At 65.4% G+C, this 21619-nt stretch carries 24 protein-coding genes; 16 read left to right on the top strand and 8 right to left on the bottom strand.

Going from position 1 to position 21619, the window contains the following annotated elements:
• Positions 1-298: 298 nt before the first annotated feature.
• A complete protein-coding gene (locus tag V7066_RS23595; protein WP_334185407.1) occupies positions 299-847 on the bottom strand; it encodes a hypothetical protein in 549 nt (182 codons plus the stop codon).
• Positions 848-894: 47 nt separating this feature from the next.
• Between V7066_RS23595 and V7066_RS23590 the strand changes: the two genes are divergently transcribed.
• The 8 genes from V7066_RS23590 (at position 895) to V7066_RS23555 (ending at position 6762) form a co-directional block, all read left to right on the top strand.
• A complete protein-coding gene (locus V7066_RS23590) occupies positions 895-1686 on the top strand; it encodes a TlyA family RNA methyltransferase (RefSeq protein WP_334185406.1) in 792 nt (263 codons plus the stop codon).
• Positions 1687-1780: 94 nt separating this feature from the next.
• Positions 1781-2335, top strand: a complete 555-nt coding sequence (locus V7066_RS23585) for a TspO/MBR family protein (protein WP_334185405.1) — start codon at positions 1781-1783, stop codon at positions 2333-2335.
• A gap of 68 nt (positions 2336-2403) precedes the next feature.
• Positions 2404-2652 carry an accessory factor UbiK family protein gene (locus tag V7066_RS23580; RefSeq protein ID WP_334185404.1) on the top strand — a complete coding sequence of 83 codons (249 nt, stop codon included), beginning with the start codon at positions 2404-2406 and terminating at the stop codon, positions 2650-2652.
• 119 nt (positions 2653-2771) lie between these two features.
• A complete protein-coding gene (recO, locus tag V7066_RS23575) occupies positions 2772-3377 on the top strand; it encodes a DNA repair protein RecO (RefSeq protein WP_334185403.1) in 606 nt (201 codons plus the stop codon).
• Positions 3378-3396: 19 nt separating this feature from the next.
• Entirely contained in the window at positions 3397-4440 is a 1044-nt protein-coding gene (gene leuB / locus V7066_RS23570; protein ID WP_334185419.1) for a 3-isopropylmalate dehydrogenase, read from the top strand.
• A 62-nt stretch (positions 4441-4502) separates the two neighbouring features.
• Entirely contained in the window at positions 4503-5678 is a 1176-nt protein-coding gene (locus tag V7066_RS23565; protein WP_334185402.1) for a glycosyltransferase family 2 protein, read from the top strand.
• 5 nt (positions 5679-5683) lie between these two features.
• The gene (locus V7066_RS23560) at positions 5684-6313 is read left to right on the top strand and encodes a DUF2238 domain-containing protein (protein ID WP_334185401.1); all 630 of its coding nucleotides are present in this window, start codon (positions 5684-5686) and stop codon (positions 6311-6313) included.
• 101 nt (positions 6314-6414) lie between these two features.
• Positions 6415-6762: a hypothetical protein gene (locus V7066_RS23555; protein ID WP_334185400.1), complete on the top strand. Its 348-nt coding sequence runs from the start codon at positions 6415-6417 to the stop codon at positions 6760-6762.
• 4 nt (positions 6763-6766) lie between these two features.
• Here the strand turns inward: V7066_RS23555 and V7066_RS23550 are convergent, their stop codons facing one another.
• Entirely contained in the window at positions 6767-8050 is a 1284-nt protein-coding gene (locus V7066_RS23550; protein WP_334185399.1) for a phospholipid carrier-dependent glycosyltransferase, read from the bottom strand.
• 131 nt (positions 8051-8181) lie between these two features.
• Between V7066_RS23550 and V7066_RS23545 the strand changes: the two genes are divergently transcribed.
• From V7066_RS23545 to V7066_RS23530, 4 genes are read left to right on the top strand one after another with little or no spacing between them, the layout of a single operon-like run.
• Positions 8182-9390 (top strand): trans-sulfuration enzyme family protein, encoded by a 1209-nt coding sequence (locus tag V7066_RS23545; protein WP_334185398.1) that lies wholly within the window; start codon positions 8182-8184, stop codon positions 9388-9390.
• The gene (locus V7066_RS23540; protein WP_334185397.1) at positions 9391-9537 is read left to right on the top strand and encodes a hypothetical protein; all 147 of its coding nucleotides are present in this window, start codon (positions 9391-9393) and stop codon (positions 9535-9537) included.
• Positions 9538-9550: 13 nt separating this feature from the next.
• Positions 9551-9949, top strand: a complete 399-nt coding sequence (gene apaG, locus V7066_RS23535) for a Co2+/Mg2+ efflux protein ApaG (RefSeq protein ID WP_147215886.1) — start codon at positions 9551-9553, stop codon at positions 9947-9949.
• Positions 9950-10007: 58 nt separating this feature from the next.
• Positions 10008-10823: a LysR family transcriptional regulator gene (locus tag V7066_RS23530; RefSeq protein WP_334185396.1), complete on the top strand. Its 816-nt coding sequence runs from the start codon at positions 10008-10010 to the stop codon at positions 10821-10823.
• A 52-nt stretch (positions 10824-10875) separates the two neighbouring features.
• Here V7066_RS23530 and V7066_RS23525 read toward each other — a convergent pair whose 3' ends face one another.
• Together V7066_RS23525 and htpX are read right to left on the bottom strand one after the other, a co-directional pair.
• Entirely contained in the window at positions 10876-12291 is a 1416-nt protein-coding gene (locus tag V7066_RS23525) for an aromatic ring-hydroxylating oxygenase subunit alpha (protein ID WP_334185395.1), read from the bottom strand.
• Positions 12292-12391: 100 nt separating this feature from the next.
• Positions 12392-13273, bottom strand: a complete 882-nt coding sequence (htpX, locus tag V7066_RS23520) for a zinc metalloprotease HtpX (protein ID WP_334185394.1) — start codon at positions 13271-13273, stop codon at positions 12392-12394.
• A 171-nt stretch (positions 13274-13444) separates the two neighbouring features.
• Between htpX and V7066_RS23515 the strand changes: the two genes are divergently transcribed.
• Positions 13445-14425 carry an NAD(P)H-dependent flavin oxidoreductase gene (locus V7066_RS23515; RefSeq protein WP_334185393.1) on the top strand — a complete coding sequence of 327 codons (981 nt, stop codon included), beginning with the start codon at positions 13445-13447 and terminating at the stop codon, positions 14423-14425.
• 33 nt (positions 14426-14458) lie between these two features.
• Positions 14459-15241, top strand: coding sequence for an enoyl-CoA hydratase-related protein (locus V7066_RS23510; protein WP_334185392.1), 783 nt, complete (start codon positions 14459-14461; stop codon positions 15239-15241).
• Between the two features lie 165 nt (positions 15242-15406).
• Here the strand turns inward: V7066_RS23510 and V7066_RS23505 are convergent, their stop codons facing one another.
• Entirely contained in the window at positions 15407-15661 is a 255-nt protein-coding gene (locus tag V7066_RS23505; protein WP_334185391.1) for a hypothetical protein, read from the bottom strand.
• 96 nt (positions 15662-15757) lie between these two features.
• Complete coding sequence (locus tag V7066_RS23500; protein WP_334185390.1) at positions 15758-17008, bottom strand: CaiB/BaiF CoA transferase family protein; 1251 nt, start codon at positions 17006-17008, stop codon at positions 15758-15760.
• A gap of 154 nt (positions 17009-17162) precedes the next feature.
• Between V7066_RS23500 and V7066_RS23495 the strand changes: the two genes are divergently transcribed.
• The gene (locus V7066_RS23495) at positions 17163-17945 is read left to right on the top strand and encodes an SDR family NAD(P)-dependent oxidoreductase (protein WP_334185389.1); all 783 of its coding nucleotides are present in this window, start codon (positions 17163-17165) and stop codon (positions 17943-17945) included.
• 7 nt (positions 17946-17952) lie between these two features.
• On the opposite strand, the gene V7066_RS23490 is transcribed toward V7066_RS23495, so the two are convergent.
• On the bottom strand, positions 17953-18909 hold the full coding sequence (locus V7066_RS23490) for a GGDEF domain-containing protein (RefSeq protein WP_334185388.1): 957 nt from the start codon (positions 18907-18909) through the stop codon (positions 17953-17955).
• 302 nt (positions 18910-19211) lie between these two features.
• Between V7066_RS23490 and V7066_RS23485 the strand changes: the two genes are divergently transcribed.
• On the top strand, positions 19212-20393 hold the full coding sequence (locus tag V7066_RS23485; protein ID WP_334185387.1) for an acyltransferase: 1182 nt from the start codon (positions 19212-19214) through the stop codon (positions 20391-20393).
• Between the two features lie 53 nt (positions 20394-20446).
• Here the strand turns inward: V7066_RS23485 and V7066_RS23480 are convergent, their stop codons facing one another.
• Positions 20447-21616, bottom strand: coding sequence for a thiolase family protein (locus tag V7066_RS23480; RefSeq protein ID WP_334185386.1), 1170 nt, complete (start codon positions 21614-21616; stop codon positions 20447-20449).
• Positions 21617-21619: the final 3 nt, after the last annotated feature.

Raw genomic sequence — 21619 nt, 5'->3', positions numbered from 1 at the left:
GATTCCGCAGCGCACAACAAGCCTTGCAATCATCTTTTTTGCGGTCATTATCGAGGCTTCGGGCTAGTTTTCCCCAGCCTGCAAACCCTGCCTGAGGGTGGTTTCTGGGGGGTAGAAGCTGCGGCCTGAAACCCCCTGGAATTGCCGGATTTTAGCTGCGAATCGTGCCGTGGTTGGCCGATCTGGACCGGACGAGTCCCGTTCACTTCTGGCCATAGCGTTGGAAAGGCGGAGACTCAGGCTCGGGAAGGCCTGCTCCATACTCTTTCGAAAATGGAGCAGGGATGTCCGCGCGACTTTAGCGGCAATCTTCGATCACGCGCGAGATTTCCGCCCAGCTCGGAACATAGAGCGTCGGCATGCCCTGAGCCTGCACGGCGAAACGGCCCCGGCTGAAGGCCATCGAATCGAGCAGGCGATCGCGGGCGGGCAGATCGACCTGCACGCCGCCGCTGACCGGATTCGCAGCGAGGGCGCGAGTCGTGTCGGAGGTCGTGATCGACAGCGAGACCGGCCCGGTGCTCTGGCCGCTGCGGAACAGCGAAACCGTGGAGGCGGCGCGGTTGCAGCGGATGCCGAACGCGCCGTTCGCGAAGCTGGCGATGCCGGGGCTGGTGATCCGCCAGTCGCCCGGCGTCTGCGGCGCATCGCGCCAATCGGTGGGCGGCGGCGGAGCGGGCTGCGGTGGCGGGGTCGGAGTCGTCGGAACGGGACGCGGCGCCTGGACCGGCGGCTTGGCCGCCGGGACGCAGGCGGCAACGAGAGCCAATGCGGTCAGGGGAGCGGTCGCCAGCAGCTTGCGGGACAACGAATGGGCGTCGGTGCGCCGGCGCGGATTTGCCTTCATCCCCTTGGTATGGAATGAGGCGCCGCTCATCTCAAGTATGCAAAGCCATGACTGACCCGATCGAACCCCGTCCCGTCGAAAAGAAATCAGGCCCCGAGCCCAAGGCCGCGAAGACGCGCGTCGATCAGGCGCTGGTCGATCGCGGTCTTGTCGAAAGCCGTACCCGCGCGCAGGCGATGGTGCTGGCGGGGCTGGTCTTTTCGGGCGAGACCAAGATCGCCAAGCCCGGCCAGAGCATCAAGGCCGATGCCCCGCTGGACGTGCGCGGGCGCGATCATCCCTGGGTGTCGCGCGGGGGAATCAAGCTGGCCCATGCCATCGAGCATTTCGAACTCGATCCCACCGGCGCCGTCGCGATGGACATCGGCAGTTCGACCGGCGGCTTCACCGACGTTCTGCTGACGAACGGCGCCGAGCGCGTCTTCGCGGTGGATTCGGGCACGAACCAGCTCGCGTGGAAACTCCGGCAGGACCCGCGCGTCACCGTGCTGGAGCAGACCAGCGCCCGCATTCTGACGGCCCAGCAGATCGATGCGCCGTGCAACTGGGTCGTCTGCGACGCCAGCTTCATCGGCCTGGCCAAAGTTCTGGAAGTGCCGCTGGGCCTTGCCGCGCCGGAATGCCGGTTGGTGGCGCTCATCAAGCCGCAATTCGAAGTCGGCCGCAATGAGGTGGGCAAGGGCGGGGTCGTGCGCGATCCGGTGTTGCACGAGCGGGTCTGCAACGAAGTGCGCGACTGGCTGGAAGCGGACGGCTGGGTCATTCAGGGCATCGTCGAGAGTCCGATCAAGGGGCCGGAAGGCAACATCGAGTTCCTCGTTTCGGCGCGGCGCGGGTGATTTTCCCGGCCTGTTGCGATTGCGCGCAAGGCAGGCTCGTTACACAACCCGCGTATCAACGCCGTTTTTCCCTGATTCGGGAGTTGCCAAGGGAATGAACCTGATCGCCTCGTCCGGCCAATTGCGCGCCAGTCTGCTGCGCTGGGCCCTCGTGCTCGTTCCCCTTGTGGTGCTCCTCGGCTTCGTATCCGGCCGCATGGCGCAGAGCGGGCCGGGCAACCCCTGGTTCGATGCCTTGGTGAAGCCCGGCATCTATCCGCCGCCGGTGACTTTCGGGATCGTCTGGACCGTTCTCTACGTGCTGATGGGCGTAGCGCTGGCGATGGTCTGCGCGGCGCGCGGTGCGCCGGGGCGTGTCTTGGCGGTCATCGCCTTCGCCGTGCAGTTCGCGCTGAATCTCGCCTGGAGCCCTGTATTCTTCGGCGCCCACCGGATCACCGGCGGCCTGATCGTGATCGGCCTGCTGGACGTGGCGGTGCTGGTGACGATCGCGCTGTTCGCGCGCGTCCGTCCGGTTGCGGCGCTGCTGCTGGTGCCCTATCTCGCGTGGGTCTGCTTCGCGACGTACCTCAATTACGCCTTCCTCCAGGCCAATCCCGCGCTGGACGGCGTGGAAGGTCCGCGCGCCGTGGAGCGTTTCGAGATCTGAGGGGCCTTTGCAGGAGATTCGCGCAAAGGCCTCTTGCGCGGTTTCGCGCAAGATACCAAATAGGCCCCATGCAAAGCGAAAACCCCTTCGTCGCCGATTTCGTCAAGATGATGAACAGTGCTGCCGGCACGCTCGCCGGCGTGGGCCGTGAAGCGCGCGACAATGCGCGCGAGCGCTTCAAGGAACTTCTGGGCGACATGGACTATGTCACCCGCGAGGAGTTCGAGGCCGTGAAGGAACTCGCCGCCACCGCCCGCGGCGAGGTCGAGGCGCTGAAGGCACGCATCGACGCGCTCGAAGGCAAGTCGGGCCAGTAAGGCCGCTCTTCGCTCCGACATTCGGAATCACAAAGGCGCGGGGGAATTTCCTCCGCGTTTTGCGTTTCCGGTGCTGGAACCTTGTCTTGCCGATGCCCGAGCGTCATTAACCGCACCACATGCAGCTTCGCGCGCCCGCCATAGTCTGTGCCGCCCGCCCGCACGGCGAGGCGGCGGTGATCGCCCGGCTGCTCACGGCCGAGACGGGGGTGGTCGCCGCCTATGTGGCCGGGGGCAGGGGACGCGAACTGCGCCCGGTGCTGATTCCGGGCAATGCCGTGGAGGCAGAGGTTCGCTCCAAGAGCGATAGTCAGCTTCCTTTCGCGCGGATCGAACTCGTCACCAGCCGAGGCCCCTGGCTGACCGAGCCGCTGCCCGCCGCCGCGATTTCCTGGGTCACGGCGCTCACCGCCATCGCCTTGCCGGAACGCCAGCCGTTCCCCGCGCTCTACGATGCGCTCTGCGCGCTGCTGGACGCGATCTGCGTCGCGCCCTCGGCGCGTGGCTGGGCCTTGCCGCTGCTTTCCTACGAAGTCCTGCTGCTACGCGAACTGGGCTACGGGGTGCCGGTTGGCCGTCCCGAGGACGATGATTGGGGCGCGATACTCACCACTTTCGACCGGCTCGGCCGAGAGCTTGCGCGCTATCCGCTTGCCGATCGGCGTGGAGACGCTATGGGGTCGCGCGTCCTGCTGCGTGAGCGGCTGGCACGGATTCATGGCTGAGAAGCAAGCGGAGAACGACATGCGTATCGCGGTTTTTGCAGGAGACGGGATCGGTCCCGAGGTCACCGAGCAGGCGGTGCGCGTCCTCGAAAAGCTTGAGCTTCCGGGGCTTGAGCTGGTCGAAGGCGATGTCGGCGGCGCGGCCTACTACAAGCACGGCCACCCGCTTCCCGCCGAAACCCTGGACATTGCGCGCTCGGCGCAGGCGATCCTGTTCGGTGCCGTGGGCGATTTCTCCTGCGACCACCTGGAGCGCCATCTGCGCCCGGAACAGGCGATTCTCGGCCTTCGCAAGGAACTCGGCCTCTTCGCGAACCTGCGCCCGGCGCAAGTCTTCGCGGGTCTTGAGGACCTGACCACGCTGCGCCCCGAAGTCGCCAGCAAGATCGACCTGCTGATCGTGCGCGAGCTGAACGGCGACGTCTACTTCGGTGAAAAGGGCATGCGCACGTTGGAAGACGGCCGCCGTCAGGGCTGGGACATGATGTCCTATGCCGAGGACGAAGTGCGCCGCATTGCGCATGTCGGCTTCAAGGCGGCGATGGGTCGCGGCAAGAAGCTCTGCTCGGTCGACAAGGCCAATGTGCTCGAAACCTCGCAGCTCTGGCGCGACGTGGTGATCGAGGTTGCCAAGGAATATCCCGAGGTCGAACTCACCCACATGTACGTCGACAATGCGGCGATGCAGCTGGTGAAGAACCCCGGCCAGTTCGACGTGATCGTCACCGGCAATCTCTTCGGCGACATTCTTTCGGACCAGGCCTCGATGTGCGTGGGCTCGATCGGCCTGCTCGCTTCGGCCAGCCTTGCCGAGGGCACTTACGGTCTCTATGAGCCGATCCACGGTTCGGCGCCGGACATCGCGGGCAAGGGCCTTGCCAATCCGATGGCGACGGTCCTTTCGGCGGCCATGCTGCTGCGCCATTCGCTCGGTCTCGAAGCCGAGGCGGCGCGGATCGAGGCAGCGGTTGCCAGGACATTGGCCGACGGGATCAAGGGCGGCGATCTCGGCGGCACCGCGGGCACGCGGGAAATCGGTGACGCGGTCCTCGAACGCCTGTAAGGCGTTCGCGGGCCTTCACTGGCGGCAAGATTTATTCAGATTTACCACCTACCACGGGGCGCATGAACATACCTGGTTCGGATATTGCTGGGACGATCGAAGCTGCGGCAAGGCCGCTGGAGCTGGCGATCGTCCTGCCCACCTATAACGAGCGCAAGAACATCGCGACGATGATCGAGCGTCTCGACGCCGCGCTGCAAGGCGTGGCGTGGGAAGCCGTCTTCGTCGACGACAACAGCCCGGACGGCACCTCGGATGAGGCCCGCCGTCTGTCGCTCGTCGATCCGCGCGTGCGCTGCATCCAGCGTATCGGGCGGCGCGGCCTTGCTAGTGCGGCGATCGAGGGCATGTGCTCCACCGCCGCACCGGTCGTGGCGGTGATGGACGCCGACCACCAGCATGATCCGGCCCTGCTGCCGCAGATGCTCAAGGCGGTGACCTCGGGCGAATATGATCTCGCCTATGCCTCGCGCTTCGCCGAAGGCGCCAGCACCGAGGCCTGGGGCCGTCCCGACCGCGTCAAGGCTTCGGGCCTCGCCAACCGGATCGCCAACAAGGTGACCGGCGTGGAACTGACCGACCCGATGAGCGGGTTCTTCATGCTCCGCGCCGAAACCCTGCGTGCCGATGCCCACCGTCTTTCGGGTGTGGGCTTCAAGATTCTTCTCGATATCCTCGCAACCGTCGACCGTCCGCTTCGCGTCAAGGAGTTCCCGCTCCATTTCGCGGCACGTGCGGAAGGCGAAAGCAAATTGGACCAGACCGTCGTGTTCGAATTCCTTGTGGGTCTTTACGACAAGTGGCTGGGGCGGATCATTCCGACCCGTTTCGCGCTGTTCGGCACCGTTGGTGCGCTGGGCGTGGTGGTGCAGCTGAGCGTGCTGTGGGTGATGCTTCACCTCGTGTTCGCCGAGCGCTTCGTCTACGGAAACTGGTCCGAGAGCGCGACGTTCAACATCTCGAACACCATTGCGGCCGTCGTCGCGATGACTTTCAATTTCGTGCTGAACAACGAACTGACCTATTCGGACAAGCGCCTGCGCGGTTTCGGCCCGTTGATGCGCGGTTGGGCGCAGTTCGCGCTGACCTGCTCGCTGGGCCTGCTCACCAATATCGGTTCGGCTGCGGTGCTCAAGACGATCGGCATCCATGACGTGCTGGCGGTGATCACCGGCGTGCTCCTGGCCTCGGTGTTCAACTTCGCGCTGTCGTCGAAGTTCGTCTGGGGCAAGTACTGAGTACCATGACGACGCGGCACCGCGTGCCGCGCGGTCAGATCCTGTTGCTCGTGGTGACGGGCATGGCGGCGTTGTTCAGCTTGCTGGACACGCCGTTTCCGCGGCTGGCGCCGATGCAGAACCTGCCGACCCTGGCGATCCTTGCCGGTATCGGCGCCTCGCTGCGACGCTGGCCCATGCCGACGAGCGCAGTGGCCTGCGTCTGCCTGTTCCTGGTGCTCCACACCATCGGCGGCCGCTACATCTATTCCTTCGTTCCCTACGAGGATTGGGCGCGGGCGCTGGGGCTGCCATCTCCCGCCGCGACGCTGGGGTTGGAGCGCAACTCCTGGGATCGACTCGTCCATTTCGGCTTCGGCGCGCTCTGGGTTCATCCGATCTCGTGCTGGCTGGCCCGGCACAAGGCGCTGTCGCCGGCGCTCGCGACTTACATCGCGGTCGAATTCGTATTGGCCGGCAGCGCGCTCTACGAGATCTTCGAATGGCTGCTCACCGTGTTCATGGCGGGGCCGGACGCGCTGGCCTACAATGGACAGCAGGGCGATCCCTGGGACCCGCAGAAGGACATGGCGATGGCAGGGCTGGGCGCGGTGCTTGCGGCGGTCTTCCTGCGGACCAAAGCGCGCTTCTCCTGAAAATACCTTCGACGGTGCCGGTAAGGCATTCGCCGGATTCCCATTGTGCGGTAAGCTGCGATCCTGTCTTCGCGGAAAACCGACGGGGGATAGGGCAAACCATGATACTGCGCGTTTCCATGAAGGTTCGCGATCCACGTCATGTCGCGGCCGTGCTTGCCGAAATCGTCGATCGCCCGGCGGTCCCTGCCGGGGCGGGCTGGGTCATCGCCTCGACGCAGGGACCCGATCTCGCAATCCTGGAGCGGCCGGAAGGGGCTCCTTCATCGAGCGACAGTGGTATTTCGCTTGCCACGCCGCTGACCATCGCCGAAGTTTTTGCCATCGCCGGTCGAGAGGGATGGCCGGCGCGCCATCGCAGGCCGCCGGGAACGTCAGGTGTAATCGAACTGCTTCTGGAAGGCGATAGCCGGATCGATGTGCTGACGGCCGAGATGCAGGGCGCCTGAAGGCTCAGCGCCAGTTCGGGAACCACATCCAGAAATTGTAGAATTCCTTGGTCGGCAACGGCGCGCCCGAGATGATCGGGTAGAACAGCACGAACAGACCGACCGAGCCGACGAACGTGCCCGTGGCGAGGTGACGCCAGCGGTCCTTCCGCTGCCACAGCACATCCAGCGCGAAGGCCAGCACGGCCATCAGGAAGGCGCCGGGCAGGAGGTAGTGGTAGTAGAACTGGATCGGCTTGCCGTTGACGATCCAGATGCCGAGCGTGCTCGCGTAGAGCAGGATCACCGTCAGCACGTCGCGCCGCGCCCGCAGCAGCGCGGCCCAGATACCCCAACCCAGCGCGAAGAGACCCGCGATCATCGAGACGGGGTTGCCCAGCATGACGATGCCGTGCTGGTGGCCGTCGATATTCTCGAATTGATACCAGATCGGCCGCCAGTCGACCATCCACTGGTACCAGTAGCTGCGGTAGGGATGCGGCTTCTTCACGCTGTCCTGAAGCGCGATCATGTGGCGGTGCTGCTCGATGAAGCCCCAGGGCGAAGTCGGCCGGATGCTGTAGAACATCGCGGGCGCGTAAGTCGCCCAATAGACAAGGAGCGGCAGCAGTCCGAGCCAGAACGCCGCTTCCACCAGCGAGATTCCGGGGATCGGACCGGCTCCCCGGCGGCCGACGAGCCTCCAGCCGTTCTCGCGGATGCGCAGCGCCAGGAACCACAGGCCGGGTATCATGAGCGCCGGGGCGCTGCTCCATTTCGCGCCGAGCGAAAGCCCGAGGGCAATGCCTGCCGCTGCCAGATGGCCGCGGGCAATGCATCTCGTCCGCGCGCGGAGCGCAGCGGCGAATTGCCACAGACCGACCATGCAGAGCGAGGCCTCGATCATGTCGAGCATCGAGATGCGGCTCTGGACGAACCACATGAAGTTCGTCGCGAGCAGCACCGTTGCCGTGATCGTCGCGCGGCGGCGGCCCGACAAGTGCCAGATGAAGCGCGCGAAGGCGAACAGGCCGAAGGCGCCGAACAGCAGCGGGCCGATGCGCCAGGCCACCGGGCGGTCGCCGATCAGGGCGATGAAACCGGCGATCACTTCCTTGGCGAACATCGGGTGCTCGCGGTTGGCCGGGATCAGTTCCAGCAGCTTCAGCGCCGCCGGAACGTAGTGGACCTCGTCGAAGTAATAGCGGCCCGGCTCCGCGAGTCGGAACAGGGCGAGGGCCAGGAACAGGCCCGCCACGATCAGGCTCCAGCCGATCGGATCTCGGTCATTGCGCGAAGCGTTCGGCATCGGAGCGGCGGAATAAGGGCGAAGCGGGGGGACTGCAAGACTGGCGGAAACTTGCTCCACCGAAGCGATACGGGAGGGAAGGTTGCAGAGGCGCTTGCACTGGCGCTGTCGCGATCCTAGAGGCTTGGGCCATGAAACGCACCACCGGACAGGACCGCTCGAAGACCCGCAACTGGCGCACCGCCACCCGCGCGATCCGCGGGGGAACCTGGCGCTCGGAAATGGGGGAAACCAGCGAAGCGCTGTTCCTCACCTCCGGCTACAGCTACGACGATGCCGCCACCGTCACTGCCCGCTTCATGGGCGAGGACGACGGCATGACCTATTCGCGCCTCCAGAACCCCACCGTGCAGATGCTGGAAGAGCGCATCGCCTTGCTCGAAGGCGCGGAAGCCTGCCGCACCCAGGCCTCGGGCATGGCGGCGATGACCACGGCGCTGCTCTGCCAGCTTTCGGCCGGCGACCACATGGTCTCGGCGCGTGCCGCCTTCGGGTCGTGCCGCTGGCTGGGCGACAACCTGCTGCCGCGCTTCGGCATCGAGGTGACGGTGGTCGACGCCACCGACACCGCCGCCTGGGAAGCGGCGATCCGTCCCAACACCAAGGTGTTCTTCTTCGAGTCCCCGGCCAATCCGACCATGGATATCGCCGACATCGAAGGCATCTGCGCCATCGCCAAGGCACATGGCATCACCACCGTGGTCGACAACGCCTTCTGCTCGCCGGTGCTGCAACGCCCGATGGAGTTCGGGGTGGACGTCGTCGCCTATTCCGCGACCAAGCTGATGGACGGGCAGGGCCGCGTGCTCGCCGGTGCCGTCTGCGGCACCGAGGAATTCATCAACGACAAGCTGCTGCCGTTCCAGCGCAACACCGGGCCGAACCTCTCGCCCTTCAATGCCTGGGTCGTGCTCAAGGGCCTGGAAACGCTCGATCTGCGCGCCAAGAAGCAGAGCGAGAACGCGCTCAAGGTCGGTGAGTTCGTCGCCGGGCGCGTGCCGAAGATCCTGCATCCCTGGCTCGACAGCCATCCGCAGAAGGCGCTCGCGCAGAAGCAGATGGATGCCTGCGGGCCGATCTTCAGCTTCGAGCTCGATGGCGGCCGTGCTCAGGCTCATGCCCTGCTCGACGCTCTCGAACTGATCGACATCTCGAACAACATCGGCGATTCGCGTTCGCTGATGTGCCATCCGGCCTCGACCACCCACCATGGTGTCGGTCCGGAAGGGCGTGAGGCCATGGGCGTCACCGAGGGCATGCTGCGCATCAACGTCGGCCTGGAAGATGCCGACGACCTGATCGAGGACCTCGACCAGGCTTTGAGCAAGGCAGGTCTCTGAATGATCGAGCTGGACGGCTTCGTCGTGCCGGCTCGATCCTTTCGACGGACATTTGTCGCTTTGATGCGCCAGCCGTACGGCGAGCTGGTTGAAATCGGGACGCCGTCGCAGTCTTGCGCGGTTGTCGCGGCGTCAATTCGTCGTTAGTCTGGCAGGCGTTATGAAGGAATTCTTCCAACATACCGCGATGACGGACGGCGTGACCGTAAGGGTCGCCGTCAACTTCCTGCCCGAGCAATCGCGCATCGAGGCGGGCAAGTGGTTTTGGGTCTACCACATCCGCATCGAGAACGATTCGGACGAGACCCTGCAACTCATGACCCGGCACTGGCGCATCACCGACGGCAACGGCGATGTCAGCATGGTCGACGGTGAGGGCGTCGTCGGCGAACAGCCCGTCATCGCGCCGGGCCATAGCCATGACTACGTCTCGGGATGTCCGCTGCCGACACCGCAGGGCTCCATGGAAGGCCACTACACCTTCCTGCGTGACGACGGCAGCGAGGTCGAGGCGCTGATCCCGTTCTTCCCGCTAGCCGCGCCTGCAACGGCGCGTTGAAGCGCGTATAGGTCAGTTCGCCATTGCCCGTGCGCAAGCCAGCGCATAGGGAACTCCCATGAAGCGCACGCACCTGCCCCTCAATGCCCTGCGCGTGTTCGATGCAGCGGCACGCCATCTCTCGTTCACCCGTGCAGCCGACGAACTGGCGGTGACGCCGGCGGCCGTCGGCCAGCAGATACGCGCGCTGGAAGACCTGCTGGGCGTCGTCCTGTTCCGCCGCACCAGCAAGGGGCTGGAACTGACCGACGAAGCGGGCGCGGGCCTTGCCGCCCTGCGGACCGGGTTCCTCCATTTCGAGGATGCGGTGCAAGCGATGCAGGCGGGCCAGTCCAGCCACGTCTACACGATCGCGGCGCCTCGCGAGTTCTTCGCCGCCTGGCTGGCACCGCGATTGGCCACGTTCCGTGCGGAAAATCCGCAAGTGCGCTACGTCATCGTCGATGGTGAACTGACTGATTTCACCGAAGCCAACCTCGACCTCGCCGTGCGCTGGACCGATGGTCCCGGCGAGCTGGAAGGCGCGGCGCTGGGTGCGGCGGAATGGGTCGAAGTGGGCGAGGGCGACTGGATCGGCTGGCCGGGCGACCCTACTCCGGGTGCAGAGGCCGATGAAAGCGACGAGGAAGCCAAGCCGGCCATCGCGGTGAGCGATGCCGGGCAGGCCATCGCCGCCGCGCGGTCCGGCCTTGGGCGCGCCCGCGTGCCCGGCCTCCTCGCGAAGGGCCTGATCGCGCCCGGCGACGACAGCGTGATGCAGACGGTCACGCCAAGCCGCCGCGGCTACTGGCTGGTGGCGCCGCTGCCGCAGTGGCGGCAGAAGAAGGTCAAGGCGCTGGTGTCGGCGCTGACGGACCATTCGCCTGCGGACTGATCCCGATCGTCCGCCGCGATTTTCGTGAAAGATCGCGGCGGATGTTTTGAAGTCAGAAGCCGAGTTCCTCGATCTGCCCGTCGAAATTGCCGCCGAGCTTGTGGATAGCCGTGCTGAGTTTTTCTTGCGGCACGCCCTTGAGATAGCCGTCGATGATCCGCTGGTAGTTGCTGATCATGCCTTCCACGTCCTTGGACAGGCGCATGAATTCGAAACCGCTGGCGTGCAGGCCCTTCTGCTGAAGCGGGATGTTTGCGTAGTCCTGCCGGGGGATCGGTGGGAAATCGGGGCTGTTGTACGGGAGGACGGTGGCTTCCATGACGGGTTCCGGCTCTTCCCCTTCCGCGCAATACGTCAGCGACCAGATCTCGAAGAAGCAGCTTTCCGGTCCGGTCGGGCGGATGCGATAGGCCGACATCGAGGTGAAGTAGGGCAGCAGGAAATAGTGCGGGAAGAGGAACTCCACGGCTTTCACCGGATGCGTCTGCGACACCGTGCAGAGATCGGGAACCGGCTCGCCACGCGCTTTCAGCTGCTCGGTGATCTGGTGCATGACGATGCCGAGCCAGTGGAACATCGCCATGTTCTGGTCTTCCGGCAGCCCTTCCTCGACGCCGATGAGGCCCCGGGCGATCTCCACTTCCTTTTCGTGGACCATGCCCGCCATGCCCTCGCTCAGCAGGGCCATCGACTTGACCTGTAGCTCCTGGTTCTCACGATAGGACAAGTGCGGTTCGGCCATGATCGGCACCGGGCCGCGCGGGGACTTGTACATCGAATCGTACATCATCGGCGCGGCGTGCTGGAGCTGCGGATGCGTCTGCATCACATGGTAGCCTTCCATGAAGGCCTCCATCGCGATCTTCCAGTTGGCGGGAAGCTCGGCGCCGAAGCACCATTCCGCGCGCATCCTGTCCAGCCCGCGCGCTTCCAGATTGCCGGCCACCGGGCCGAGAGATTCACGGACCGAGGGCGCCTCGTCGTCATGGTTGATCCAGACGCAGCCGATGAAGGTCTCGGCGCGGCAGGGGATCAGGTGGATGTCGTCTTCCTGGAGCTGGCGCTCGGAGAACATGTGCCTGCCGTAGACCTGGGTGGATTCGCCGTCCATGTTCCAGCGCCAGCCGTGGAACGGGCAGACGAAGCCGGATTTCCTGCAGTTGCCGTGGGCGTCGCCGGTGCCGCCCGCGAAAGGGACGCCGCGATGGCGGCAGGCGTTGTGAAAGGCCTTCACGCCGCTGGCGGTGCGTACCACGATGACGGACTTTCCGACGTTCTCGTACTCGATCCAGTCGCCGATCTCGGGAATCTGCTCTTCCCGGCAGGCCATCTGCCAGACGTGCGGCCAGAGGTGGTCCAGTTCGGCCTGGTAGAAATCGGCATCGTAGTAGCGCTTGACCGGGATCCGCTCGGGATCGTCGATCGGATAGGGGACGGACCGCAGCCCGCTGTCGACAGATTTCAGCACTCCGACACCTCTCGGCTTGTTCTTCATTCGTATTGAACGAATGTACAACCGGGAGCGGGGCAGGCAATGCGCGCCCTATCGTGGGCGCGCTATTTGGAGCTTACCGACGCGTCGGATCGAGGGCGGAAGCCGATCGGCGCGGCGCGGACGTGCCCTCCATGGCCATCAGCGCCGCGATCCGCTTTTCGGTCGCCGGGTGCGTGGAGAACAGGTCCGAAACCGCGGTCGGCACGATGTAGAGCTGCGCCGCTGCCGGGTTCCGCTCCGAAGCCGCGCTCGGCACCGTCTGCGCGGGTCCTGCGATCTTGGCGAGAGCCGAGGCGAGCGCGCGGGGATTGCCGCTGATTTCGGCACCGGCCTTGTCCGCGCCGAATTCGCGGGTGCGGCTGATCGCCATCTGCACGATCATCGCGGCGAAAGGCGCCATGAACACGGCGGCCATGGCGGCGATCGGGTTCGGGCGGTTCTCTCCGTTGCCGCCGCCGATATGACCGAAGAACAGACCGAAATTGGCGATCATCGAGATGGCCCCGGCGATCGTCGCCACCATCGTCATGATGAGGGTATCGCGGTTCTTCACATGGCCCAGTTCGTGCGCCATGACTGCCGCCACTTCCTCGCGGTTCAGCCTGTCGAGCAGGCCGGTGGTCGCAGCGACGGCGGCGTTCTCGGGATTGCGGCCGGTGGCGAAGGCGTTCGGGTTCGCGCTTTCGACCAGATAGACGCGCGGCATCGGAAGCTGGGCACGGCGGGCGAGATCGGCGACGAGGTTGTAGAATTCCGGCGCGGTGCGTTCGTCCACTTCGCGGGCGTTGTGCATCCTCAGGACGATGCTGTCGGCGTTCCAGAAGGTGAACAGGTTCATCCCCGCCGCAACGATGAGCGCAATCATCGCGCCGCCGCTGCCGCCGAAGATATAGCCCAGCCCCATGAACAACGCCGTCAGCGCCGCCAGCAGCATGGCCGTCTTGAAACCGTTCACTTTTCTCAAACTCCTTGAAATCGTTGATGTCGCATCTGGGTATCACGCGCGGGCTTTCAATATCCGGAACGGGTTTCCTATCGCCCGCGCGAATTGAAGGCCGGGGGTGTCCCCAAGCGCTCCGATCCCGCCTAGGACTGCCGCAAACAGGCTTTTGGAGAGTTGCAGGCCATGGCGTTCAAGACCCGCGTCACCGAGATGCTCGGTATCGAACATCCGATCGTGCAGGGCGGCATGCAGGGCGTGGGCCTGGCCGAACTGGCCAGCGCCGTGTCCAACGCGGGCGGTCTGGGCACTCTGACCGCGCTTACCCAGCCCAGTCCGCAGGCGCTGCGCGAGGAGATCGAGCGCTGCCGGTCGATGACCGACAAGCCCTTCGCCGTGAACATCACCGTGTTCCCGACGCTGCTTCCGCCCGACTACAAGGCCTATGCCCAAGCCGCGATCGACGGCGGCGTGAAGATCGTCGAGACCGCCGGCACCCAGCAGGTGCGCGAGATCTGGGAGATGGTGAAGCCGCACGGGATTACCGTGATCCACAAGTGCACGGCCGTTCGCCATGCACTTTCGGCCGAGCGGCACGGCTGCGACATCATCTCGATCGACGGCTTCGAGTGCGCGGGCCATCCGGGCGAGGACGATATTCCGGGCCTGATCCTGATCCCTTCGGCGGCGGACAAGGTCTCGATCCCGATGCTGGCGAGCGGTGGTTTCGGCGATGGGCGCGGCCTTGTCGCAGCGCTGGCGCTGGGGGCGGAGGGCATCAACATGGGCACTCGCTTCTGCGCCACGCAGGAGGCGCCGATCCACGACAACGTCAAGGCCAGGTATATCGAGAACGACGAGCGCGGCACCAACCTGATCTTCCGCAAGTTCAAGAACACCGCGCGCGTCGGCAAGAACGGGGTCTCCGACGAAGTGGTCGAGATTTCCGCCCGTCCCGAATCGACTTTCGACGACATCAGGCACCTTGTTGCCGGAGCGGTCGGTCGCGAACTGCTTCAGAGCGGCGATCTGACCAAGGGCATCTTTTGGGCGGGCATGGTGCAGGGGCTGATCCACGACCTTCCGACCTGCAAGCAACTGATAGACAGGATCGTTGCCGAAGCGGAGGAAATCGTGAATGCCCGTCTGGGAAGGATGCTGGCCTGAGCCGGCACGCTGATCGACGGAGTGATGCCTGAAATGACCTACGAAAAGATCCTCTACACCCTTGAGGCAGGTGTCGCGCGGATATCGATGAACGATCCGGCCACGCGCAACGCCGGTTCGGCGCAGATGGGCGAGGAACTGTTCGACGCCATGAACCGCGCGTCATTCGAAGCGCGCGCGGTGGTGCTGACGGGGGAGGGCAAGGCGTTCTGCTCGGGCGCGAACCTAGGCGATGCAGGCGATATGCTCGCCGATCCGCGGCGCGACGTGGGCACGTTGCTGGACCGCCACTTCAACCCGGTCATCATCGCCATGCGCGACATGGAGCAGCCGGTCGTCACTGCCGTGCGCGGCGCAGCGGCGGGCGTGGGCGCGGGGCTTGCCATGGCGGGCGACCTGATCCTCTGCGGGGAGAGCGGGTTTTTCCTCCAGGCCTTCCGCCATGTGGGCCTGGTGCCGGACGGTGGCTCCTCGTGGCTGCTGACCCGCGCCGTAGGCCGGGTACGCGCGATGGAGATGATGCTGCTGGGCGAGCGCCTGCCCGCCGCCAAGGCGCTGGAATGGGGCCTTGTCAACCGCGTGGTGCCCGATGAAGACCTCGATTCCGCCGCACTTGCTCTGGCAGGCGAACTGGCGCGGGGGCCTTGGTCGCTGCGCCGGATCAAGCAGGTGGCCTGGGCGGCGACCGACAGCACGCTGGAGCAGGCACTGACCAACGAGCGCCTCGGCCAGCGTGATGCCTCGCGAACCGAGGATTTCGTCGAGGGCGTCACGGCCTTTGCCGAAAAGCGGGAGCCCGCGTTCAAGGGCCGCTGAGCGCCGAAGAGCGGCCAGGTTGACACGGTTGACACGGTCCGGGGCGAAAAGCGCTATGCCCTGTACCGCGCATCCCCGACCGGACCGCGCTTCGGATGGATGGCTGCTAGGAATGGCATCGCGCGGAACATAGCTCGTGCGATGCCCTGTAGGAAAACGCTGCCTCTATTCGTAGCTGGGATCGCTCAGAGCCGTCATCCATTCGGGGCATTCGTTTTCGGCATCGCCCCGGAACGAGGCGCTGTTGAACGACATGAAATCGAGCGCCGCGTCGCGGGCGGTCATCGCTGCGGGAATGCGATAGCTGGCCGCGACGGCATCGCCGCAGGTGGCCGTCCAGCCGACGATGTCTCGCTCCCGCTGCATCCAGAGCTGGACCAGCCAGAGGAAGTCGTATCGCTTGTCCTGCATCGTAGCCATCGCCGATCCTTCAAGGAGTTGAAGGCCTTAGTCGCATGACGGTGCCATCGCCGCAACCATTGGAGGCAAGGGAGATGGGACCGAACGGCGGCCGTTTCAGACCGCGCCCAGGCTCCGCAGTTCCGCCAGCCGTGCCTCGTCGATGCCGATCTCGGCGAGGACTTCGGCGGTATGTTCGCCCAGCATCGGCGGGGCCATGCGGATCGTGGCGGGGCTCGCCGACATTTGCGCGAGCGGGCTGGCGATGAGGTCCACCGTGCCGCTCTCCGCCCAGGCGTGGGGTGTGGTGGCGCGCAAATTCCGGTGCCTGACCTGCTCATCCTCCCACACGTCCGCCAGTTCGTTGTAGCGCGCGGCGGGAATGCCGACGCCGTCCAGCATCTCCTGCATCCGGGTGACGGTGAAGCCGCTGCTCCACTGGTTGATGATGTCCATCAGTTCGGCCCGGTTGGTCTTGCCGCGTTTGAGATTGCTGTCGAAGCGCGGGTCGGTGAAGAGTTCGGGCTGCTCCATCAGCACGGTCAGGCGGCGATAGTGCTCGTCGGTGCCGGCGGTGAGGTAGACGATGCCGTCCGCGCAGCGCATCAGGTCTGCTGGGCCGCCGCCGTTGCCGCCGTTGCCGAGGCGGGGAGGGGCCTGTCCGCTGATCAGGTAGTCCTGCATGATGTGGCTGACCATGGCCACCGAACTGTCGAGCAGGGCGATGTCGATGAACTGCCCTTCGCCGGTGCGACCCCGGTATTGCAGCGCGCCCAGAATGGCGAGTGCGGTGTTGTGGCCGGTCACGAAGTCGACGAGGCTGGGGCCGGTCTTCAGCGGACCGCCTCCCGGCTGGCCCTCGGGAATGCCGGTTACGGCCATCATGCCGCCGGTCGCCTGGAACAGCCCGTCATAGCCGGGCCGTGCGGCCATCGGCCCGGTCTGGCCGAAGCCGGTGACGGAGCAGTAGATCAGGCGCGGGTTGATGGCGCTGAGGCTCTCGTAATCGAGGCCGAAGCGCGCCAGATCGCCCACTTTGTAGTTCTCGATCAGCACGTCCGCCGTCTTCACCAGTTCCTTGAGGATCGCCTGTCCTTCGGGCCTGGAATGGTTGAGCGTGATCGAGCGCTTGTTGCGGTTGGATACGGTGAAAAAGCTGGAATGACGGGTCTCGATCCCGTCCTTGCCGGGCACCCACGAGAAGCCGTAGCCGCGCCCGTCGTCGCCCACGCCGGGACGCTCGATCTTGATGACGTCGGCGCCAAGGTCGCCGAGGATCTGCGCGCCAACGGGGGCGGCGAAGACGCGGCTCATGTCGATGACGCGGATGCCGGCTAATGCGGCCTTATCGTTCGGGTTCGTGCTCATGATGCGCCTGACGCTAGACCCGCCTCGGGGAGCGGCCAAGGCGAGCGGCAGCGCTTATCGCAGCGACGATCAAGCATCGCTGCTGGCGTGGTCAGGCTTATCCGAAGCGGCGAAAACGCCTAGCCGGAAGCGAAGATATATACGGGAGTATGCGATGAAGACGGCGATCATCACCGGCGCGGGCAGCGGCATCGGGCTGGAGACCGCGAAGATCCTCCATGCCGAGGGCTTTGTCATCGTCGGCGTCGGCCGCAGCAAGGACAAGCTGGCCACGCTGGAGGCCGCGATCGGCAATCCCGACCATGTGCTGGCGATCAGTGCCGACCTTACCGATCCCGCGGCGCCGGGCGCGATCGTCAAGGCCGCGCTGGAGCGCTTCGGCCGGATCGACGCGCTGGTGAACAATGCCGGCGTCGGCAGCCCCAAGCCGCTCGACGAGACCGACGACGAGACGCTGGACGATTTTCTCGACATCATGCTGGTCGCGCCGTTCCGCCTCTGCCGCGACGTGATCCCGCACCTTTCGCAAGGTGCGAGCGTGGTCAACGTGACCAGTACTTTCGCGCATATCGGCGGGCGGCGCGGCGGCGCCTATTCGGCGGCGAAGGGCGGGCTCAAGTCCCTGACCGAGCACATGGCCTGCGAATATGGCCCGCGCGGCATCCGTTCGAACTGCGTGGCGCCGGGCGTTACGATGACCGACATGGTGCGCCACCGCTTCGAGGACGAGGGCTTCAAGCGCGCCAATGTGGAGACGACGCCCTATCCGCGCCTCGCCTTGCCGGAAGATATCGCTTCGGTGATCGCGTTCCTCTGCCTGCCGGGCAGCGAGATGATCAACGGGCAGTCGATCGTCGTCGATGGGGGCTGGACGGGGACCAAATACCTCAGCCCGCGCGTGACCCGCACGACCTGGACAGAGCCGAAAGACGTCTGAGCCGTCCTCAGCGGGACACGGTTTCGGCGGTGCAGAGGCGATTGCCGCCATGTCGCTTGGCGGCATAGAGTGCGGCATCGGCCTCGTGGAACAGCGCTTCGGGATCCACCTTTCCATCGGGGCCGGGAAAGGCGATGCCCGCGCTGGCGCCGAGCGGCAGTTGCTGGTTCTGCCAGACGACCGGCAGAACCAGCGCGTTGATACGGTGGCGCACCGTCATTTCCAGCGCGGCGGACGAACTGCCCCGATCCAGGATCATCGCGAATTCGTCGCCGCCGATCCGGGCAATCAGGCGGGCTTCGGGGAAAGTGATGCTCAGGCGCCGGGCAAAGCCTGCGAGACAGGCATCGCCCGCCGCATGGCCCCACATGTCGTTCACGGCCTTGAAGCCGTTCATGTCGAACAGCACGAGCGCGCCGATGCCGGTCAATGCGGGGTCATCCGTGGGACGATCGAGGAAGTCGGACTGGAAGCGCGCGCGGTTGGCGAGGCCGGTCAGGGCGTCGTTTTCGGCCAGTTCGCGCAGGCGTTCCCAGCGCAGGCGCTCTTCGGTAACGTCCTGCTTCATGCCGTAGAGCGCGCTCGCGCGGCCCTGTTCCATGCGCACGGCGGCATTGATGCGCATCCAGCGCCGCTGGCCGTCGGCGCGCACGATCTGCGCCTCCATCGAGAAGCCCGAACCCTCCGCGATGGCGCGGGAACGGAGCTGTTCGAGCAGCGCGCGCGATTCCTCGGTGTAGAATTCCAGGGTCTCCCGGCGGTCCATCTGGCGGTGGAGCGAAGCGCCGAAGATATGGAACACGCCCTCCGTCCAGGACAGGGCCTGGGTGGCGAGGTCGCAGGACCATGCCCCCATCGCCGTCAGCGCCGCTGCCTGCGCGTAGAGCTGCGCCGGATTGTCGGCAGCCAGGGGCGGGACCGATCCGGACGCGGCCGACAGAGACGGAATTATCGCGTGCTTCAAGGGAGCCGGATCCTCGGGAGAAGAGAGGCGCATGCCCGGAGCGGGCCTGTTAGATCCGTATAAGTGCCTAGGGTAAAAGTATTGCTAACCATTACAGATTTGCAAGGCCACGCAGACACGCGATCGAACATGCTTTTCCCGGTTCGGACAGGCAGGTTTCGGCGGCAGAAGGCAGGCTGGGGAGAGGGGTGCATGAGACCGGCTGCGACGACCTGTTACAACCCCGTCATTGCAGAAAAGCCGCGAAATCCCTAAGTGGGCCGTGCTTCCGCAACTGGCGGACCCGACCACCCCACCGGAGAATGATGAAGCCCGCCCCGTCGCAACGCCACTATGGAATGGATTGGCTGCGCATCGGCGCGTTCGTTCTGCTGATCTTTTACCACGTCGGCTTTTCGTTCACGCCGTGGGGTTATCAGACTCCCTCGCGCGGCGTGGTCGGCTGGGCGGAGATTCCGCTGCTCGGCCTCAGCGCCTGGCGCCTCGCGCTGCTTTTCGCGATTTCCGGCTATGCCAGCGCGGCGCTGCTGAAGAAGGACGGCGACAACCGGGCCTTCCTGAAGAGCCGCATCCTGCGCCTTGGAATCCCTCTGCTTTTCGGCCTGACCGTGGTCGTGCCGCCGCAGCCTTACATGGGTCTGGTCAACAGCGGCTACGAGCATGGATATGGTTACTTCCTGCTATACGATGCCTTCCGCTTCCATAAGGTAGGATACGAGGTGCTTCCGGCCACGATGCACATGTGGTTCGTGATCTACCTGCTGGCCTATACCCTGGTGCTCTGCGCGGCGCTGATGATCCTGCCAGAGACCTGGCGCTCGGCCCTTCGTCGCGGTTGCGAGCGGCTGCTTTCGGGACCGGCGCTGCTGCCGCTGGGTATCGGGGTCATCTTCCTGATCCGCATGTTGCCCTACGGCTGGACGGACATGCACAACTTCCTCCAGGATCGCGGCGCGCACCTCCACTATTTCGGGATGTTCCTCTTCGGCTTCCTGCTGCGCGGCTCGGAGCCGATGCGGCAGGCGATCGCGCGCCAGTGGAAGCCGGCTTTGGTGCTCGGTCTTCTCGGCTATGCATGGGTCATCGGCGATACGCTGTTCTATCCCGGCAATATCCCGACTCCCGCCGCCTGGGAGCAGCCGCTGTCCTTCGCCAAGTCCATGCAGTGCTGGGGCACCGTGATCGCGCTGTTCGGCATCGCCGACCGCTTCTGGAACTTCGACCACCGCTGGCGCACGACGCTGGTGGAGGCGGTGTTCCCGATCTACATCGCCCACCAGACGGTGATGGTCTTCGTCAGCTACGGCATCCGCGACATGGGCCTCGGCGCGCTGGCGGAGTTCCTCACCCTTTGCACTGCCGTGGCGGGCGGGTCCTGGCTGTTCTACCTGATCGGGCGCGAGATCGGGCCGCTGCGGCCTTTGATCGGACTCAAGCGTCATCGCGGGCAACGCAAGGTGGCCGGTAAGGTGGCGGTTGCCTGAAGACGTGAAGGATTGACCGGGGGAGCCTGCTCCCTTGCTTGAATCGCTGTTCGTCAATCCCGAGCCAGGAGCAGCGCCGCCGCCATCGGGCCGCCGCCCGAAGTCGCGACCGCCACTTTCGGATTGCCTGAAATCTGCCGTCCGGTGGCCGTGCCGCGAAGCTGGTTCACCGCCTCATGCGCGAAACCGAAGCCGTGGAGGCGGCCTGCGCCAAGCTGACCGCCGAAGGTGTTCAGCGGCAGTTCGCCGTCCAGCGCGATGCGCGTGCCGCCATCGATGAACCTGCCGCCTTCGCCTTTTTCGCAGAAGCCGAGGCCTTCCAGCCAGGTGATCGGCAGGAACGCGAAACCGTCGTAGAACTGCACGGTGTCGACATCCTGCACGGTGTAGTCGGTGCGCGTCCAGAGATCCGCGCCGGTTTCGTAGGCGGCGAACCATTCCACCTGATCCCACGAGTAACGATCGACCGAGCCCGACATCGCGGCGATGCGCACGGGCGTGGTCTTCACTTCGTCCAGCGCGTCTCCGGCGGAAACGATCACCACGGTGGCCGCGTCGGTGAAGCGGTCGCAGTCGTAGAGGCAGAGCGGCGTGGAGATCATCCGCGCCGACATGTACTTGTCCAGCGTCAGCTCTTCCTTGGTGATCGCCCGCGCGCGCGGGTTGCGCATGGCGTTCTTCGATCCGTTGATGGCGATCTGAGCAAGCTGCTCGCGCGTCATGCCGTAACGGTGCATGTGCCGCGCCGCGTATTGCGCGGTCCAGCAGGCGGCGGAGGTGGCCCAGAACGGGCTGGTCCATTGCGACGAGCCGGAGACCGTGTCCTGCTTCATGCCCGACATATACGTGGACGGATCGGCCATGCCGCCCGCTTCGTAGACGGTGCGGAAACAGATCGCGTGGCGGACGAGTCCCTGCTTCACCGCCATCGCGGCGGCGGCGATGGCGGAAAGCTGCGCGGGCTGCTCCATCGCGCCCAGATGCCACTTGGACCTGATGCCCAGCACTTCGATCAGGTCGTCGCTGCTGACCGGGGAGAACGCGCTGTATCCGGCCATCTTGCCGGGGTAGGTGAACACGCCGTCGATCTGCGAGAGCGTCAGCCCCGCATCGGCCACCGCCTCCCGCACGGCATCGACCGTCAGCAGCAGCGGGTGGCGCGGCAGGCGCACGCCGACTTCGGACTGGCCGAGGCCGGTGATATAGGCTTCCTTGCTGGCCATCGG

The sequence above is a fragment of the Novosphingobium sp. genome (genome assembly GCF_036820275.1).
GTDB lineage: Bacteria > Pseudomonadota > Alphaproteobacteria > Sphingomonadales > Sphingomonadaceae > Novosphingobium.
This window is presented reverse-complemented; position numbering and strand designations above follow the sequence as displayed.